The sequence below is a fragment of the Bradyrhizobium sp. HKCCYLRH3059 genome (assembly GCF_051168035.1).
Lineage (GTDB): Bacteria > Pseudomonadota > Alphaproteobacteria > Rhizobiales > Xanthobacteraceae > Bradyrhizobium.
This window is the reverse complement of sequence record NZ_JBNPUF010000002.1, coordinates 123,427-140,041: the sequence shown is the minus strand read 5'-3', so window position 1 is coordinate 140,041 and position 16,615 is coordinate 123,427. Positions and strand designations below refer to the sequence as shown.

Sequence of the window (16,615 nt, the reverse complement as noted above, 5' to 3'; positions counted from 1 at the left end):
TCGAAACCGTCATTTCCCAGGATTGTTCGCATGTCGTTGATTCGCTCCACACTGGTCCTGCTGCTGTCTCTGCTGGCCGCGTCTCCGCTGGCGGCGCAGGACCGGCGCGTGCCGCAGTCCCAGGCCGAGCTGCGGCTGTCGTATGCGCCGATCGTGCAGCGCGTGCAGCCGGCGGTCGTCAACGTCTACGCCGCCAAGGTGGTGCAGAACCGCAATCCCTTTCTCGACGATCCGATCTTCCGCCGCTTCTTCGGTCTGCAGGGCGGGCCGCAGGAGCAGATGCAGCGCTCGCTCGGCTCGGGCGTGATGATCGATGCGTCGGGTCTCGTCGTCACCAACGTGCATGTGATCGAGGGCGCCGACGAGGTGAAGGTTTCGCTCGCCGACAAGCGCGAGTTCGAGGCCGAGATCGTGCTGAAGGACAGCCGTACCGATCTCGCCGTGCTCAAGCTGAAGGGCACCAAGGAGCAGTTTCCGACCCTCGACCTCGCCAACTCCGATGATCTTCTGGTCGGCGACATCGTGCTGGCGATCGGCAATCCGTTCGGCGTCGGCCAGACCGTGACGCACGGCATCGTCTCGGCGCTGGCGCGCACGCAGGTCGGCATCACCGACTATCAGTTCTTCATCCAGACCGATGCCGCGATCAATCCCGGTAATTCGGGCGGTGCGTTGGTCGATATCAACGGCCGTCTGGTCGGCATCAACACCGCGATCTATTCCAAGTCCGGCGGCTCGCAGGGCATCGGCTTTGCCATTCCCGCGAACATGGTGCGCGTCGTCGTGGCCTCGGCCAAGAGCGGCGGCAAGGCGGTGAAGCGCCCCTGGCTCGGCGCGCGGCTGCAGGCGGTGACGCCCGAGATCGCCGAGAGCCTCGGCCTGCGCTCGCCGACCGGCGCGCTGGTCGCCTCGGTGGTCGCGAACAGCCCGGCGGCGAAGGCGGGCATCAAGTCGTCGGACCTGATCGTGTCGATCGACGGCCAGCCCGTCGATGATCCCAACGCGTTCGACTACCGTTTTGCGACCCGTCCGCTCGGCGGCACTGCGCAGATCGAGGTGCAACGCGGCGGCAAGCCGGTGAAGGTCGCGGTCGCGCTGGAGACCGCACCGGACACCGGGCGCAACGAGATGGTCATCAACGGCCGCTCGCCATTCCAGGGCGCGAAGGTCGCCAACATCTCGCCGGCGGTCGCCGACGAGCTGCACCTCGATGCCGACACCGAGGGCGTGGTGGTGCTCGAGCCGGGCGACGGCACCACCGCCGCCAATGTCGGCTTCCAGAAGGGCGACGTCATCATGGCCGTGAACAACCAGAAGATCGCCAAGACCGCCGACCTCGACAAGGCCTCGCGCGAATCCGCCCGCATCTGGCGCATCACCGTGCTGCGCGGCGGCCAGCAGATCAACGTCACGCTCGGCGGATGAGCCCGAAGCGTCCCCAGCAGGGAGGCCCGAGCCTCTTCGCTGCGGCGGGGATGGAGCAGGATGCGCCACGGCCGCTGCCGGAGCGGCTGCGCCCGCACAAGCTGTCCGACGTCGTCGGGCAGGATCACATCCTCGGGCCCGATGGCGCGCTGACGCGCATGCTGGAGACGCGCACGCTGGGCTCGCTGATCTTCTGGGGCCCGCCCGGCACCGGCAAGACCACCGTGGCGCGGCTGTTGGCCGACGCCACGGAGTTGCATTTCGAGCAGATCTCGGCGGTGTTCTCCGGCGTCGCCGATTTGAAGAAGGTGTTCGACGCGGCGCGCGCGAGACGCGAGACCGGGCAGGGCACACTGCTGTTCGTCGACGAGGTGCATCGCTTCAATCGCGCCCAGCAGGATTCCTTCCTGCCGGTGATGGAGGACGGCACCGTCGTGCTGGTCGGCGCGACCACGGAGAACCCGTCCTTCGAGCTCAACGCCGCTCTGCTGTCGCGTTCGCGCGTGCTGGTGTTCCACTCGCTCGATGCCGCCGCGATCGAGAAGCTCTACAGCAACGCAGAGGCGGTCGAGGGCCGCAAGCTGCCGCTCGATGACGAGGCGCGCGCCGTGCTGATCCGCATGGCCGACGGCGACGGCCGCGCCGCGCTGACGCTCGCCGAGGAGGTCTGGCGCTCGGCGCGCAAGGACGAGATCTTCAACGCGGTGCAGCTGCAGGACATCCTGCAGCGCCGCGCGCCGATCTACGACAAGTCCGCCGACGGCCACTACAACCTGATCTCGGCCATGCACAAATCGGTGCGCGGCTCGGATCCCGATGCCGCGCTGTACTACTTCGCCCGCATGCTCGACGCCGGCGAGGATCCGCTGTTCCTCGCCCGTCGCATCGTGCGCATGGCCGTGGAGGACATCGGCCTCGCCGATCCGCAGGCGCTGGTGATCGCCAACGCCGCCAAGGACGCCTATGATTTCCTGGGCTCACCCGAAGGCGAGCTCGCGATCGCGCAGGCCGTGATCTATGTGGCGACCGCGCCGAAATCCAACGCCGCCTACAAGGCGTTCGGCGCAGCCAAGCGCGTGGCGAAGGAGGGCGGCTCGCTGCTGCCGCCCAAGCACATCTTGAATGCCCCGACCAAGCTGATGCAGAGCGAAGGCTACGGCACCGGCTATCAGTACGACCACGACACGCCCGACGCGTTTTCGGGACAGGACTACTTTCCCGACGCCCTCGGCCGCCAGCAGTTCTACGATCCCCCGGAGCGCGGCTTCGAGCGCGAGATCAGGAAACGGCTGGATTATTGGGCGAAGCTGCGGAAGGAGCGGGGCGGGTAGGATCGCTGACCTTGCGGCTTGCTCGGTTCACCTCGGCCCGCTTGCTGGGAAACACCGAGCTCTCCTGCGGACGCCTGACTCGGAGACCGCTATGCCAAGTGACCATCAACTACTTCCCGCTCTGTACGAACTCCGCGATCTCCCGCGTCAGTCGGTCGTCCTCGGTATTGATCGCATACACCTCGGACATGTGGCTGTGCTGCGGCAGCATCACCGCGCGGGCGCAGCCGGATGGCCGTTTGCAGGCGGCCTGCTTCAACAGGTCGAACTGCTCGACGAAGCGCGGCGGGTCGAGCTCGGCGGAGACGATCATGAGCGGCAGACTCGAGGCTTGCAGGCCTGATAGCGACGAGCGCTCCTTGAAGCGCGAGGGATCGGTGCCGAAATAGGCCATCTCCTGGTCGCCAAGCGGCGTCGCGGTGAGGTCGTAGACGCCCGAGGCCATGATCGCGCCCGCAAGGCCGCCGCCGGCGACCTTGTGGAATTCGGGATGCGCGACATAGGTCGCGACGTGCACCGCGCCGGCCGAATGGCCCATCAGATAGATGCGCGCGGGATCGCCGCCGTTCTCGGCGGCATGGGCGACCACCCATTGCACCGCGCTGGCGACGTCCTCGACGCCGGCAGGCCAGGGGAATTTCGGCGCGAGGCGGTAGGTGATGTCGACGCCGACGAAGCCGCTCTTCACCGCCCATAGCATGATGTTGTCGTAGAACGGGCCGTCCGGCGTGGTGCGCTTGTTGCCGCCGATGAAGGCGCCGCCATGCACGAAGATCAGCACGGGCCGGGGCGGGGCCGGGGCATCCGGTGTGAAGACGTCGAGCAGATTGCGTTCGGCCGTGCCGTATCTCACATCGCGCTGCACCTTGACGCCGGTGTAGGGTTCCTTGGCCTGCAGCGGCGCGTAGATCGCGGCGGTCTTCGGCGGGGCGATGACCCGACCCATCTCGATCAGCTTCCAGGCGATGTCGTCGGGCATCGGGCTCTGCTGCGCCTGCGTGGCGGTCGTCGCCAGCGTGGCTGCCAGGATCGCCAAGCCCAGTCGCGTGAGCGTCATTCGATTCGCTCCGATCAGTATCGATGGCCCAAGGGGCCGACTCACAAGCGGATTTATCGCGATTTCGCCGTGACTGGCAGTGGCTTTTGAGATACGCAACCTGCCATGAGCCGCCGTATCAAGCGAACCCAGACCCGATCCGATCGCCCGACCGATCGCCGCAGCGAGCGGCCGAAGGCCGAGGCGGCCCGCAGCGCAGGCGCCGCGGCCAAGCGTGAGTCTGCGAAGCGTCCCGATGCCGAGCGGCCGCGGCGCGACCGTTTTGCCGGTGACCGCGAGGCGGCACCGCGCGGCGATTTCGGGCGCGGCAAAGCCGAGCGCAGCCGTGCGCCGCGCGCCGAGGGAGAGGATCGCCGCGACAGCTTCGCGCCGCGCAAACAGCCGCCGGCCAAGCGCGCCGGCGCCGGCAAGCCGGCGCGGTTCAGCTCGGAGCATGCCGAGCGCAGGCCTGCGGCGCCGCCGCCGAAGAAGGTCGAGCCGGAGACGCCGTTGCTGCCGACGAAGGTGCAGACCGTGGTGGTCACGGCCGACGAGAACAACATGCGCGTCGACCGCTTCCTCGAGGCGCGCTTCCCCGGTCTGTCGTTCTCCCACATCCAGCGCATCGTCCGCAAAGGCGAGTTGCGCGTCGATGGCAAGCGCGCGGACTCCAAGGACCGCCTGGAGGAAGGCCAGAGCGTGCGCATTCCGCCGCTCAAGCTCGATGCGCCGAAGGAGCGCGCCGGCCTCTCCGAGGGCGAGCGAAAGACGCTGGAGAGCCTCAAGGCGATGACGCTGTACGAGGACGACGACGTGCTCGTCCTCAACAAGCCCGCCGGGCTCGCGGTGCAGGGCGGCTCCGGCATGACCCGCCACATCGACCAGATGCTGGAGGTGATGCGCGACGCCAAGGGCCAGAAGCCGCGGCTCGTGCACCGCATCGACCGCGAGACCTCCGGCTGCCTCCTGATCGCCAAGACCCGTTTCGCCGCCACGCATCTGACTGGCGCCTTCCGCAGCCGTTCCGCGCGCAAGATCTACTGGGCGCTGGTGGCGGGCGTGCCCAAGCCCAAGCAGGGCCGCATCTCCACGTATCTTGCCAAGGAGGAGAGCGAGGACGACACCATCATGCGCGTCGCCGCCCATGGCGACGAGGGCGCCAGCCACGCCGTGACCTACTATGCCGTGGTCGAGGCCTCGGCCAACAAGCTCGCCTGGGTGTCCTTGAAGCCGGTGACGGGGCGCACCCATCAGTTGCGCGCGCACATGGCCCATATCGGCCACCCCATCGTCGGCGACCCCAAATATTTCAACATCGAGAACTGGGCGCTGCCCGGCGGCCTGCAGAACCGGCTGCATCTCTTGGCGCGCCGCATCGTCATCCCGCATCCGCGCGGCGGGTTCATCGACGCCACCGCGCCGCTGCCGCCGCACATGCTGCAGTCGTGGAACCTGCTCGGCCTCGAGCATGACCGCTTCGACCCGATCGAGAACGCGCCGGAGGAGTGAGCGGCTCCGGAGCGCTCAGCCTCTCTGTTCGACGAGTTGAATGCCCGCGTCCCGCAGCGCGCAGAAGATGTTTTCGATATCCTCGGGCGGCATGTCCCATCCGCACAGCGCGTTCAACTCGTCGAAGGTGATCTTGCCATCCTGCTCGCTCATCGCGATCAGCCGGCGAACGATCTCCGGCATGTTCATGGTCGTCCTCCTCTTTGCAGCCTCTGCTTAAGGGGAGGAGAATCGGTTTCCGCTGCGGCCTTCAGTTCCGGAACTGCTGCAGGAACAGTGTGAGCGAATCGTGCGGGGTTTCGACATCGAGGATGACCCAGCCGTCCGGCCCCTTGACCACGATGAAGTTCATCGTCACGCGGTGACCCTGGTTGTCGAAGCTGGCGGCGACATAGGTCTTGTCGAACTGCCTGCGCACAATCGAGATCGCGACCGGGCCGAGCTTCCAGCGCGGGCTCTGCACCAGGAAATCGTAGGGCTCACGCCGCGGCGCCGTCCAGGCCCTGGCGAGGCTCGGATCGAAGAACTGCCGTGCGACCTCGGCCGTCCGCGGCAGCCCGGCGGAGAGCTCCGGCGCGCCCCGGCCGTAATGCGCATAGACGTTGCGCACCAGCGATTCCGGCGTGCGGAAGCCGGCTACGGCCGGGACGGTGCTGCCGAGCAGGACGAGAGCGGAGAGCAGGGGACGCATCGGCAGCTCGCATTTCAGGCGGACAGGGCTTATCTACCGCGAAAACAACGGATCCCGTGTGATCATCCCGCGAGAGGGCTGGAATTCTGATGCGTGAACTGTTTGACGACGTCGTCGGCCGGTCGCCGCTCGATCCGCAGGAATCGGCGCGCCAGGCGATGCGGACGCCGCTGCGCAAGCGCTTCTACAAGGAGGCCGGGACCGCCGCCGCCGAGGGCGGCTTCAACGTGACCCTCGACGGCCGGCCGATCCGCACGCCGTCGGGGCGCGTCGTCATCGTTCCCGCCGGGGAGCTGGCGGCGGCCGTGGCCGCCGAGTGGCAGGCCCAGGGTGAGAACATCGACCCCGCCACGATGCCGCTGACGCGGTTCGCCAACAGCGTCGTGCAGTCGGTGGTCGACCGCACCGATGACGTGCGCGAGGACATTGCCAAATATCTCCAATCGGACCTGTTGTTCTACCGGGCCGGCCATCCTGAGGGGCTGGTCGCGCGCGAGGCCGAGCATTGGGACCCGGTGCTGGACTGGGCCCGCGATAGTCTCGGCGCGCATTTCATCCTGTCCGAAGGCATCATGCATGTGACCCAACCGGAGGCTGCGGTGCAGGCGGCGCGCGGTGCGCTGCCGACCGGCCCGTGGACGGTGGCGGCGGCGCATGTCGTCACCACACTGACCGGCTCGGCGCTGCTGGCGCTGGCGCTGGTTCATGGGGTGCGCGACCCTGGCCAGATCTGGGCGGCAGCCCATGTCGACGAGGACTGGAACGTCGCGCAATGGGGGGCCGACGAGGAGGCGATGAGCCGCCGCGCCGCCAAGCAGATCGACTACGAGGCCGCCGTCCGCATCCTCCAGGCGGTCGACGCCGCGCTCTGAGGCCGGTTAACGCCGGGTTTAGGGGCAACCGATAGGCTGTGCGCGTAACCCGAGTACGCGCATGGTCCAGAGTGTCACCCCGTCGCCTTCCGTGAGCGCCGTCCGCGGCGTCGGCAGCTCGCCGGCCGGAACCACGGTGGCGGCAGCAACCACGCTGCAGGCCGGCGCACTGGTCAGCGCCAGGGTGCAGCAGGTGCTCGCCGAGAATCTGGTCCAAGTCGCGATCGGAAACCTGTCGATGGAGCTCGCGAGCGAGCTGCCGCTGCAGGCCGGCCAGACGGTGCAGGTCGCCGTGTCGCAGACCGCGCAAGGGCTGCAGCTCGCCATCGTCGGGCAGGGCGGCAGCGCTGCCGCTGGCACCACCGGCACCCCGACGCCGGCCGCCACCGTCGTCGACGTCACCGGCCGGCTGGCGCCGGGGCTGCCTCCGCCGCCGGATCCGCTGACCGGGATGGAGCGGCTCGCATTGTCGATTGCCAGCGAGGAGGCGGCGACCCGTCAGGGCAGCCAGGGCCAATTGTTCGCCGATCTCCAGGCCGTCGCCGACTCGCCGAACCTTCCACCGGCCTTGCGCGCCGCCGTGGCCCAGGTGCTGGCGCAACAGACCCAGCTATCGCCGGCGCTGACCGCGGAGGATGTGCAGAACGCCGTACAGCATTCCGGCCTGTTCCTGGAATCCTCGCTCGCCAATGGCGCCGCCGGTGCCGGCACGCCCGACCTGAAGGCGGCGCTGATCGTGCTGCGCCAGACGCTGGCGACGGTGCTGCAGACCGCCGAGCCCGGCATGGCGGCGTCGACGCAGCCGTCGCCCGGTGGCTCCTACGCCTCGGTGCTGTCCGAGGCCGGCCGCGCCGCCGCCGCGCAGCAACAGAGCGGCGCACCCTCGCTGGTGCCCGACATCGAGATCGAGCTGCCGCCCCAGCCCTGGGCCACGGGAATGGGGCGGCCCGACGCCGCGTCTGCCGGCTTCACCGGCTCGGCGCTGATCGAGGCCCTGACGGGCGCCAAGGCGCAGTCGCTCACGCCCGGCACGGTGCTGGCCGTGCTGCAGGAAGCGCAGCAGCAGATTCCGCGCGCCGCCGGCCTCGTTCCCGGACGCAACGCCAATGGCCGCGCCGATATGGTCGTGCGCACCAACACGCCGCCGCCGCCGTTCCGCGGGGCTGCACCGATGCCGCAGGCCGTGGCGACGCCGACGCTCGGCCCGGACACGCCGCTGCCGGCGATCGCGCACCGCCTGCTCGACGAGACCGACCAGGCGCTGTCGCGCCAGACCCTGCTGCAGGTGGCGTCGCTGCCGGATCGCCCGGACGCCTCGACCGCGCGCACCGATCCCGCGCCGCCGCGCTGGAACTTCGAGATTCCCTTCGCTACCCCGCAGGGCACGGCCATGGCGCAGTTCGAGATCTCGCGCGACGGCGGCACGCAATCGCCGGACGCCGCCAAGCGCGTCTGGCGGGCGCGCTTCTCGCTCGACGTCGAGCCGGCCGGCCCGGTGCATGCGATGATCAGCTTCAGCGCCGAGCGCACCTCCGTGCGGATGTGGGCCGAGCGTCCGGTCACCGCCGCGCGCTTGCGCGCCGGTCTCTCCGAACTGAGCCAGGCCCTCAGCCGTGCCGAGCTCTCGCCGGGCGATCTCGTGGTGCAGGACGGCTCGCCGCCGGCGGCGATGCCGCCCAGGGCCGGCCATTTCCTGGATCGCGCGCTATGAGCATCGAGGTGAAGGCCGCCAACAAGACCCAGCTCGCCGTCGCCTTGCACTATGACAAGGGCCAGGGCGCGCCGCGCGTCGTCGCCAAGGGCAAGGGCACGATCGGCGCCAAGATCATCGAGGTCGCGAAGGCGCACGACATCCCGATCGAGGAGAACGAGGTGCTGGCCGGCGCGCTCTCCAATGTCGAGCTCGGCGACGAGATCCCGGAGGAGCTCTACAAGGCCGTCGCCGAGGTGCTGGTGTTCGTGCTCAACCTGTCGCGGCCGATGCGCTGAGCGCGCCGCATTTGTGATCTCCGTCATGCGTCGGTCGTCACCGCCCTGTGATAGGGAGGAGCCGACGACGACGGAGAAATTCGCGATGCCCATGATGAGCCGCCGCCACGTGCTCGCCCTGATGACCGGCGCCAGCCTGCTGCCCGCACGTTCATTCGCGCATGTCGCGCCGCCGCGCAACGAGATCCGCGGCGATCTCGCCAAGCGCTTCACCGACGAAGGCACCAAGGGGACTTTCCTGGCCTACAAGGTCGAGGAATATCTCGTCATCGCCAGCGACACCGATCGCTCCGGCGAGGCAAGGCTGCCGGCCTCGACCTTCAAGATCGCGAACTCGCTGATCGCGCTGGAGACGGGCGTCGTCGAGGATCCCGACAAGGACGTGTTCAAGTGGGATGGCGTCTCGAGATCGATCGAGGCCTGGAACAAGGACCACACCTTGCGCAGCGCGATCGCGGTCTCCGCCGTGCCGGTCTATCAGGAGATCGCGCGCCGCATCGGCGCTGAGCGGATGCAGACATATCTCGAGGAGCTCGACTACGGCAATCACGACATCGGCGGCGGCATCGACCAGTTCTGGCTGACCGGCGCGCTTCGCATCGATCCCGTCGAGCAGGTCGATTTCATCGATCGCCTCAGGCGTGGCGCGCTTCAGGTCTCCAAGCGCAGCCAGGATCTGACCCGCGACATCATCCCCGTGACCAAGGTCGGCGATGCCGTCATTCACTTCAAGTCCGGACTGCTCGGCAAGGAGCAGGGGTCGCTCGGCTGGATGGTCGGCTGGGTCGACAAGGGCGATCAGCCGACCGTGTTCGCGCTCAACATGGACTGCCCGGAGCCGCGCCACGTCGAGGCTCGGATGACGCTGACGCAGGCGTGCCTGAAAGACATCGGCGCGATGTGAATCGAACTGCCGTGATGTCGTGGCGTAGCCCGGATGAGCGCAGCGATATCCGGGATCAGCGAACGTGAGTTCCTCAAGGACCAGGACACTGTCGTCATTGCGAGGAGCGAAGCGACGAAGCAATCCAGAGTCATCGAGGGATTCTGGATCGCTTTGCTTCGCCGCTTCGCGCGCAATGACGCGGAGTTGTTGGTGGCCTATCTCCGCGCCAGCTCCAGGTCGACGCCCCTGATCTCCGTGCCTGCCGGGCGGATCGACACGGTCTGTCGGCGTCCCTGCGTCGTCAGCGACAGCCCGGCGGAAAACGTCTGCCCACGCGCCTGGGCTTCGATGCGGTTGCCGACCGCGCGGCCCTCGATCGTGCCGGATGCGTTGTGGCTCGATTCGCTCCATTGCCCCGAGATCTCGCCGCCGCGATAGGCGACGTCGCTGGAGAGGTCGATGTTGTAGCTGTCGCTCGCGCAGCGGATGTTGAGCCGGAGCTGCTCGCCGGCGCCGCCGACGTCATAGGCCGCGCGGCAGCGCAGCCGCTCCTGGTTGCCGTCGGACATGCTGATCACGCCGCCGCCGGTCCAGGAGCCCTCCAGCCCCCGGAACGGCGCGGCAGGCGCCGCATGGGCCGCGCCGCCCAAGGCGAGGGCGGTCAGCAAAGTTGGGATCGCAAGGCGAGAGGCGCGCATCATCGGGCTCCGTTTCATCGTCGAAAAGTGAGCGACAACGCAGCAAGACCCGATGCGTTCGACCTGTCACCTCAAGAATTGATCCAAATCGTTCTATTTTTGCTCACGACAGTTTGAACAGTGCGCGCAGGAAATCCGTCACCGCCTGGCGGGCGGCCTCCGCGGTGGCGGGGTTGCCACCGACATGCGGATCGAACTCGACGCAGGCGTCCTGATAGGTGAAGGGCTGCTGCGTGTCGGCATTGATCAGCATCCCGCCGTCGCTCTCCTTGATGTGGCAGTTGCGCACGGTCTGCGCCTTCGGCGCGACGGCGAGCATGTTGGCGCCGAGCAGGCCGAGATCGAAGCCGTGCGGCGAGTCCGGATATTCGGTCAGCGCGACGTCGCGGCCCGCTGCCTTCAGCCGCTCGACATAGGCCTTGCAGGTCCGCACCGGATTGTAGTCGTCCGGTCCGCCGTGAAAGATCCGGATCGGCCGCGCCACGACGTCGGTCTCACCGAGGTAGGTCGTCGAGCAGTCCGGATAGAACGGGATGTAGGCGGCAAATTGCAGCCCGGAATTGTTCCAGCGCTTGTGGAAGCGCTGGAGGCTCGCATACAGCGCCGCCTGTCCGCCGCGTGAAAAGCCCATCAGCACGATGCGCTCGGGATCGACGCGCGGATGCTTCGCCAGCACGTCCAGCGCACGATAGATGTCCATGATCAGGTTCAGCCGGCCGAGCTGGGCCTGGTTGGTGCTGGTCGCGGTGATGCCGCGCCCGGTGAAGCCGTCGATCGCGAAGGTCGAGATCCCCATTGCATTGAAGGTGCGGCTCCAGGCTGCGATGTTGGCGCCGACGCCGCCCGAGCCGTGCATCAGCACCACCACCGGCAGCCTGCCGCTGCCCTGCGCCACGCGCATTTCGCCGACGACGGTGACCGGCTTGCCGCCGTCGTCGCCGGAGAGGAACTGCCGGTCAGATAGCGTGAGCGAGGGGATCGGATACATCTCGACCCGGGCCGGCACGTCCTTGGTGATGCCTTGCGCGCTCGCGCTGCCGCCGAGCCCAGGACCGAGTGCAGCGAGCAGCATCATGACCACCGCCGTTGCTGCCGAACGCCGCGCTGGTCCAGCGGTGGTCTGCGATACGCGTCTGAGACAGAAACAGGCGCGCGCGGCAAGCGCCAACGGCGCGCTACCATGGTGTCGCTCCATGACCGTCCTCCTGGCTCGCCGCTTGTGGCGCGGCTTTGCAACCAAGTAGAACGAGCGATCATGGCGCTGTCAAACCATCCCGTGAGATGCATGGTGGACAACGGATCGAGGGGGCATGTGCGTTGCTCGGGCGGGCAGCCCGGCGGAGAGCGGTATGCTGATCACGCGGCGCTCGTGCGACCGTTTGGCGATCGCGGCCTCTGCGCCCGGTAACGTGATCAGGACGAGGCGATCATCGACCGTCAGCGTCGCGTGATCCGACTTGCGGGTGATCCATTATCCTTTCGGTGTCGTTGCGGATTCTTCGTGCCTTTCGGACTCCGCATCAACGCCCGGGAAGCAAAGCGCGACATATCGCCCAGCATCCTTGCAGACTTCTGCGATGATACATGGTGCGCAGTTGTCGCAGTCGCCGCATGTTGCGGAAAAATTCTGGATTGCAGCTATCAGTTCGCCTATGAGGAGCGCACGAACGTTCGCCGGCTCGCGACGGTGGCATACGACGCGCCGAGTTGGTGAGCGACGATCTGGAAGACGGGCGGCGGATCCTCGGCGATCCGATGTCCTCGATAATCGTCCAGCATCCATGCGCGCCGGCGACGTAACAAGATGGACTTCATGCTGAGAGAGCAATTGATCCGTTCGGCGGGCGCGACGATCTGTGCGGTCTCGTTTCTCACGCTTGCAGCATGCAGCGACCGTGACGGCTCCGGTGCCTCCCAAGCGTCGAGCCCGCCCGAGGTCGGCGTGATCACGGTCGAAGCGGCGCCGGTGACGTTGACCAAGAACCTGCCGGGGCGGATCACGTCGATGCGGATCGCCGAGGTGCGGCCGCGCGTCAGCGGCATCGTGGTCGAGCGCAGCTTCGAGCAGGGTGCGCTCGTCGAGGCAGGCGCCGTGCTGTACCGGATCGATCCGGCGCCGTTCCAAGTCGAGCTCGACAAGGCTCGCGCTGCGCTCGCCAAGGCGGAGGCCGTGCTCTATCAGGCCGATCGCCAGGAAGACCGCCTCAAGACCTTGTTGACCGGCCAGGCCACGTCCCAGGCGCAGTACGAGCTCGCGGTTGCCTCCGAGCGCCAGGCCGAGGCCGACGTTGCGGCCCAGAAGGCCGCGGTCGCGCAGGCGCAGCTCAATCTTGATTGGGCGACGGTGCGCGCGCCGATCAGCGGCCGCATCGGCCGTGCGCTGGTCACCGAAGGCGCGCTGGTCAATCCCAACGAGACGACTCATCTCGCCACCATCCAGCAGCTCGATCCGGTCTATGCCGACTTCACCCAGTCGGTTGCCGAGCTGAACGAACTGCGGCGCGATCTCGCGGAAGGGCGGCTGAAGAGCGTTGCGCCTGACGCGGCGCGCGTCCGCCTCGTGTTGGACGACGGCTCAATCTACAAGCATGCAGGGCGCCTGCTGTTCTCCGACGTCAGCGTCGATCCGGGCACCGCCAAGGTGACGTTGCGCGGCGAGTTTCCGAATCCCGAAGGCGAGCTGCTGCCCGGTATGTATGTCCGGGTGCAGATCGAGGAGGCGATCGATACCAACGGCATCGTGGTCCCGGCGCAGGCTGTGCAGCGCACGACGTCGGGCAGCAGCGCCGTCTATGTCGTCAATGACGAAGGCCGCGCCACCCTTCAGCCGGTACGTGCCGGGCGCACGCTCGCCTCCGGCGTCCTGATCGAGGATGGCCTCAAGCCCGGCTGGCGCGTCGTCGTCGACGGCGTCCAGAAGGTGGCGCCCGGCAGTGCCGTCACAGCCGTGCCCTGGAAGGTTTCCGGCTCCGACAAGCCGTCCGCCTCGAACTGACGCAGTCACGGCCCGGAGGTTGTCATGTCGCGCTTCTTCATCGCACGTCCGATCTTTGCCTGGGTCGTGGCGATCTTCATCTGCCTGGCCGGCGTGCTGTCGATTCCGTTCCTGCCCGTCGCGCAGTATCCGATCATCGCGCCGCCCTCGATCTCGATTTCGACCGCCTATCCCGGCGCGTCGACCGAGAACCTGTATTACAGTGTCACGCGCCTGATCGAGGAGGAGCTGAACGGCGCCGCCGGCATCCTGAACTACGAATCGACCAGCGACACCACCGGCGAGGTCGAGATCCTCGCTTCGTTCAAGCCGGGGACCGACATCGACCTCGCCTCCGTCGACGTCCAGAACCGCATCAAGCGCATCGAGCCGCGCCTGCCCGAGGCGGTGCGGCAGCAGGGCATCGTCATTCTCGAGGCGAGCAGCGCCATCCTGCAATTCGTCACCTTGACCTCGACCGACGGCAGTCTCGACGAGATCGGGCTCGGCGACGTCGCGACGCGCTACGTGCTGCCCGAGCTGCGCCGGCTGCCCGGCGTCGGCCGTGCGCGGCTGTTCGCCACCGAGCGCGCGATGCGCATCTGGCTCGATCCCGACAAGCTGCTCGGCCTCGGTCTCACGCCGCAGGACGTCGATCAGGCGATCGCGGCGCAGAACGCGCAGGTCGCCTCCGGCCAGCTCGGCGTGCAGCCGTCGCCGACCCGCCAGCGGGTGCAGAACACCGTGCTGGTGAAGGGCCAGCTCGAGTCGCCGGAGGAGTTCGGCAACATTGTGCTGCGCGCCAACCTGAATGGCTCGGCCGTGCGGCTTGCGGACGTCGCGCGCATCGAGGTCGGCGGTCTCTCTTATGCGTTCTCGTCCTGGCTCAACGGGAAGCCGGCCGCCTCGGTCGCGGTGCAACTGGCGCCGGCCGGCAATGCGCTCGCCACCTCCAAGGCAGTCAAGGCGCGGATGGAGGAGCTTGCCGCGTTCTTTCCCCCGGGCGTGAAGTACGAAGTCTCCTACGACGTGACCCCGGTGATCGCGGCCTCCGTCAAGAAGGTGCTGATGACGCTGGGCGAGGCCGTCGTGCTGGTGTTCCTGGTGATGTTCCTGTTTCTGCAGAACATCCGCTACACGTTGATCCCGACCATCGTGGTGCCGATCGCACTGCTCGGCACCTGCGGCGTGCTGCTCGCGCTCGGGTTCTCCATCAACGTGCTGACGATGTTCGGCATGGTGCTCGCGATCGGCATCCTCGTGGACGACGCCATCGTCGTGGTCGAGAACGTCGAACGCATCATGGCGGAAGAGGGGCTGCCGCCGCGCGAGGCGACCGACAAGGCGATGGATCAGATCACCGGCGCGGTGATCGGCATCACGCTGGTGCTGATGGCCGTGTTCGTGCCGATGGCCTTCTTCCCGGGCTCGGTCGGCATCATGTATCAGCAGTTCTCCGCCGCCATGGTGGTGTCAATCGGCTTTTCGGCGTTCCTCGCGCTGTCGCTGACGCCCGCGCTGTGCGCGACCCTGCTGAAGCCGATCGAGAAGGGGCACGGCCACGCCGCACGCGGCTTCTTCGGCTGGTTCAACCGCCGCTTTGCCGCGGCGACCAACCGCTACAGCCAGGCGACGCGCTGGATCGTGGCGCGCGCCGGACGCTTCATGATCGTTTATGCACTGATCCTGGCGGGGCTCGGCTATTCGTTCTGGCGCATGCCCGGCGGCTTCCTGCCGGTGGACGACCAGGGCTTCGTCATGGTCGACGTGCTGGCGCCCGCCGATGCCAGCGCCAACCGGACCCTCGACATCTTGCAGGAGGTCAACGAGAAGCTGGTCGCGACGCCCGGCATCGACACGGTGTCGTTCGTCGCCGGCTTCAGCTTCTACGGCCAGGGCGCCAACACCGCGCAGGCCTTCGTGACGCTGAAGGACTGGTCGGAGCGCAACAAGGCCCAGAGCGCGGACGCCCTGATCGCCAAGCTCAATCCGCAGTTCGCGAAAATCCGTGATGCCGAGGTGTCGGTGCTGGCGCCGCCGCCGATCGACAATCTCGGCAACACCTCCGGCTTCAGTTTCCGCCTGCAGGATCGCTCGCAGCGCGGCTATGATGCGCTGATGGCGGCCAAGGATACGCTGTTTGCGGCCGCGGCGAACTCGCCCGTGCTCGGCAAGCTGAGCGTCGAGGGGCTGCCGCCGGCGCCCTCGGTCCGTCTCGAGATCGACCGTGCCAAGGCGGCCGCGCTCGGCGTCACCTTCGCGGCCATCAACGGCGCGCTGTCGACGAGCCTCGGCTCGAGCTACATCAACGACTTCCTCAATCTCGGCCGCATGCAGCGCGTGATCGTGCAAGCCAATGAGGACAAGCGCCTCAAGCCGGAGGACCTGCTGACCTACAGCGTGCGCAACACGGCCGGCGAGATGGTGCCGTTCTCCTCCTTCGCCCGCCTGTCATGGGTGGTCGGGCCGACCCAGGTCGTCGGCTTCGACGGCTACCCGTCGGTCCGCATCACCGGCAATCCCAAGCCGGGCTACACCTCCGGCGACGCGATCGCCGAGATGGAGCGGCTGATGGGCACCTTGCCGAAGGGCTTCGGCTACGCCTGGACCGGCCAGTCGCTGCAGGAGAAGCTTGCGGGATCGCAGGCCGCGTTCCTGCTCGGGCTGTCGATCCTGTTCGTCTTCCTCTGCCTCGCCGCGCTGTACGAGAGCTGGGCGATCCCGTTCGCGGTCATGCTCGCCGTGCCGCTCGGCCTGATCGGCTCGGTCGCCGCGGCCTGGCTGCGCGGCCTGCCGAACGACGTCTATTTCACCGTCGGCGTCATCACCATCATCGGCCTGTCGGCGAAGAACGCGATCCTGATCATCGAGTTCGCCAAGGACCTGCGGGCGCGCGGGATGCCCCTGATCGAGGCCACCGTCACCGCCTGCGAGCTGCGTTTCCGGCCGATCATCATGACGTCGCTGGCCTTCATCCTCGGTGTCGTGCCGCTGGTGATCGCCACGGGGGCGAGTGGCGCGAGCCAGCAGGCGCTGGGCACGGGCGTGCTCGGCGGCATGATCACGGCGACCTTCCTCGCGGTGCTCTGGGTACCGGTGTTCTTCGTCGTGGTGATCCGGTTCTTCACCCGCGACAAGCCGGCCGCGGCGACGCCGAACCGGGAGCTGCCGTCGGCCGCGCACTGATCCGGGGCGTGCAGGGGA

14 protein-coding genes are annotated in these 16,615 nt (G+C 67.7%); 9 read left to right on the top strand and 5 right to left on the bottom strand.

From position 1 onward, the window contains the following. The first annotated feature begins 30 nt into the window (after positions 1-30). Together ACQR13_RS07595 and ACQR13_RS07590 are read left to right on the top strand one after the other, a co-directional pair. Positions 31-1,425 carry a DegQ family serine endoprotease gene (locus tag ACQR13_RS07595; RefSeq protein ID WP_315749632.1) on the top strand — a complete coding sequence of 465 codons (1,395 nt, stop codon included), beginning with the start codon at positions 31-33 and terminating at the stop codon, positions 1,423-1,425. After that, positions 1,422-2,756 (top strand): replication-associated recombination protein A, encoded by a 1,335-nt coding sequence (locus ACQR13_RS07590; protein WP_316202171.1) that lies wholly within the window; start codon positions 1,422-1,424, stop codon positions 2,754-2,756. The genes ACQR13_RS07595 and ACQR13_RS07590 overlap by 4 nt, the downstream gene beginning before the upstream one ends. Before the next feature lie 109 nt (positions 2,757-2,865). Here ACQR13_RS07590 and ACQR13_RS07585 read toward each other — a convergent pair whose 3' ends face one another. Continuing rightward, a complete protein-coding gene (locus ACQR13_RS07585; protein WP_316202170.1) occupies positions 2,866-3,813 on the bottom strand; it encodes an alpha/beta hydrolase in 948 nt (315 codons plus the stop codon). 105 nt (positions 3,814-3,918) lie between these two features. On the opposite strand from ACQR13_RS07585, the gene ACQR13_RS07580 reads away from it, so the two are divergent. Further along, positions 3,919-5,301 carry an RluA family pseudouridine synthase gene (locus tag ACQR13_RS07580; protein ID WP_316202169.1) on the top strand — a complete coding sequence of 461 codons (1,383 nt, stop codon included), beginning with the start codon at positions 3,919-3,921 and terminating at the stop codon, positions 5,299-5,301. Positions 5,302-5,316: 15 nt separating this feature from the next. On the opposite strand, the gene ACQR13_RS07575 is transcribed toward ACQR13_RS07580, so the two are convergent. Both ACQR13_RS07575 and ACQR13_RS07570 read right to left on the bottom strand, forming a co-directional pair. Further along, positions 5,317-5,490 (bottom strand): RNA polymerase sigma factor region1.1 domain-containing protein, encoded by a 174-nt coding sequence (locus ACQR13_RS07575; protein ID WP_315749636.1) that lies wholly within the window; start codon positions 5,488-5,490, stop codon positions 5,317-5,319. A gap of 61 nt (positions 5,491-5,551) precedes the next feature. Continuing rightward, the gene (locus ACQR13_RS07570; RefSeq protein ID WP_315749638.1) at positions 5,552-5,992 is read right to left on the bottom strand and encodes a hypothetical protein; all 441 of its coding nucleotides are present in this window, start codon (positions 5,990-5,992) and stop codon (positions 5,552-5,554) included. 89 nt (positions 5,993-6,081) lie between these two features. Between ACQR13_RS07570 and ACQR13_RS07565 the strand changes: the two genes are divergently transcribed. The 4 genes from ACQR13_RS07565 to blaOXA all read left to right on the top strand — a co-directional run bounded on the left by ACQR13_RS07565 (position 6,082) and on the right by blaOXA (position 9,757). Then, positions 6,082-6,864, top strand: a complete 783-nt coding sequence (locus tag ACQR13_RS07565) for an ATP12 family chaperone protein (RefSeq protein WP_315749639.1) — start codon at positions 6,082-6,084, stop codon at positions 6,862-6,864. Positions 6,865-6,925: 61 nt separating this feature from the next. Then, positions 6,926-8,575, top strand: a complete 1,650-nt coding sequence (locus ACQR13_RS07560; RefSeq protein WP_434843444.1) for a flagellar hook-length control protein FliK — start codon at positions 6,926-6,928, stop codon at positions 8,573-8,575. After that, positions 8,572-8,853: an EscU/YscU/HrcU family type III secretion system export apparatus switch protein gene (locus tag ACQR13_RS07555; RefSeq protein ID WP_315714536.1), complete on the top strand. Its 282-nt coding sequence runs from the start codon at positions 8,572-8,574 to the stop codon at positions 8,851-8,853. Before ACQR13_RS07560 ends, ACQR13_RS07555 begins: the two co-directional genes overlap by 4 nt. 85 nt (positions 8,854-8,938) lie before the next feature. After that, entirely contained in the window at positions 8,939-9,757 is an 819-nt protein-coding gene (gene blaOXA / locus ACQR13_RS07550; protein WP_434862712.1) for an OXA-1091 family oxacillin-hydrolyzing class D beta-lactamase, read from the top strand. 197 nt (positions 9,758-9,954) lie between these two features. Here the strand turns inward: blaOXA and ACQR13_RS07545 are convergent, their stop codons facing one another. Beyond that, a complete protein-coding gene (locus tag ACQR13_RS07545; RefSeq protein WP_315714534.1) occupies positions 9,955-10,440 on the bottom strand; it encodes a hypothetical protein in 486 nt (161 codons plus the stop codon). A gap of 100 nt (positions 10,441-10,540) precedes the next feature. After that, entirely contained in the window at positions 10,541-11,512 is a 972-nt protein-coding gene (locus ACQR13_RS07540; protein WP_316225300.1) for a dienelactone hydrolase family protein, read from the bottom strand. 738 nt (positions 11,513-12,250) lie between these two features. Between ACQR13_RS07540 and ACQR13_RS07535 the strand changes: the two genes are divergently transcribed. Together ACQR13_RS07535 and ACQR13_RS07530 are read left to right on the top strand one after the other, a co-directional pair. Next, the gene (locus ACQR13_RS07535; RefSeq protein ID WP_316192723.1) at positions 12,251-13,432 is read left to right on the top strand and encodes an efflux RND transporter periplasmic adaptor subunit; all 1,182 of its coding nucleotides are present in this window, start codon (positions 12,251-12,253) and stop codon (positions 13,430-13,432) included. A gap of 24 nt (positions 13,433-13,456) precedes the next feature. Beyond that, positions 13,457-16,597 carry an efflux RND transporter permease subunit gene (locus tag ACQR13_RS07530; RefSeq protein WP_315749646.1) on the top strand — a complete coding sequence of 1,047 codons (3,141 nt, stop codon included), beginning with the start codon at positions 13,457-13,459 and terminating at the stop codon, positions 16,595-16,597. Positions 16,598-16,615: the final 18 nt, after the last annotated feature.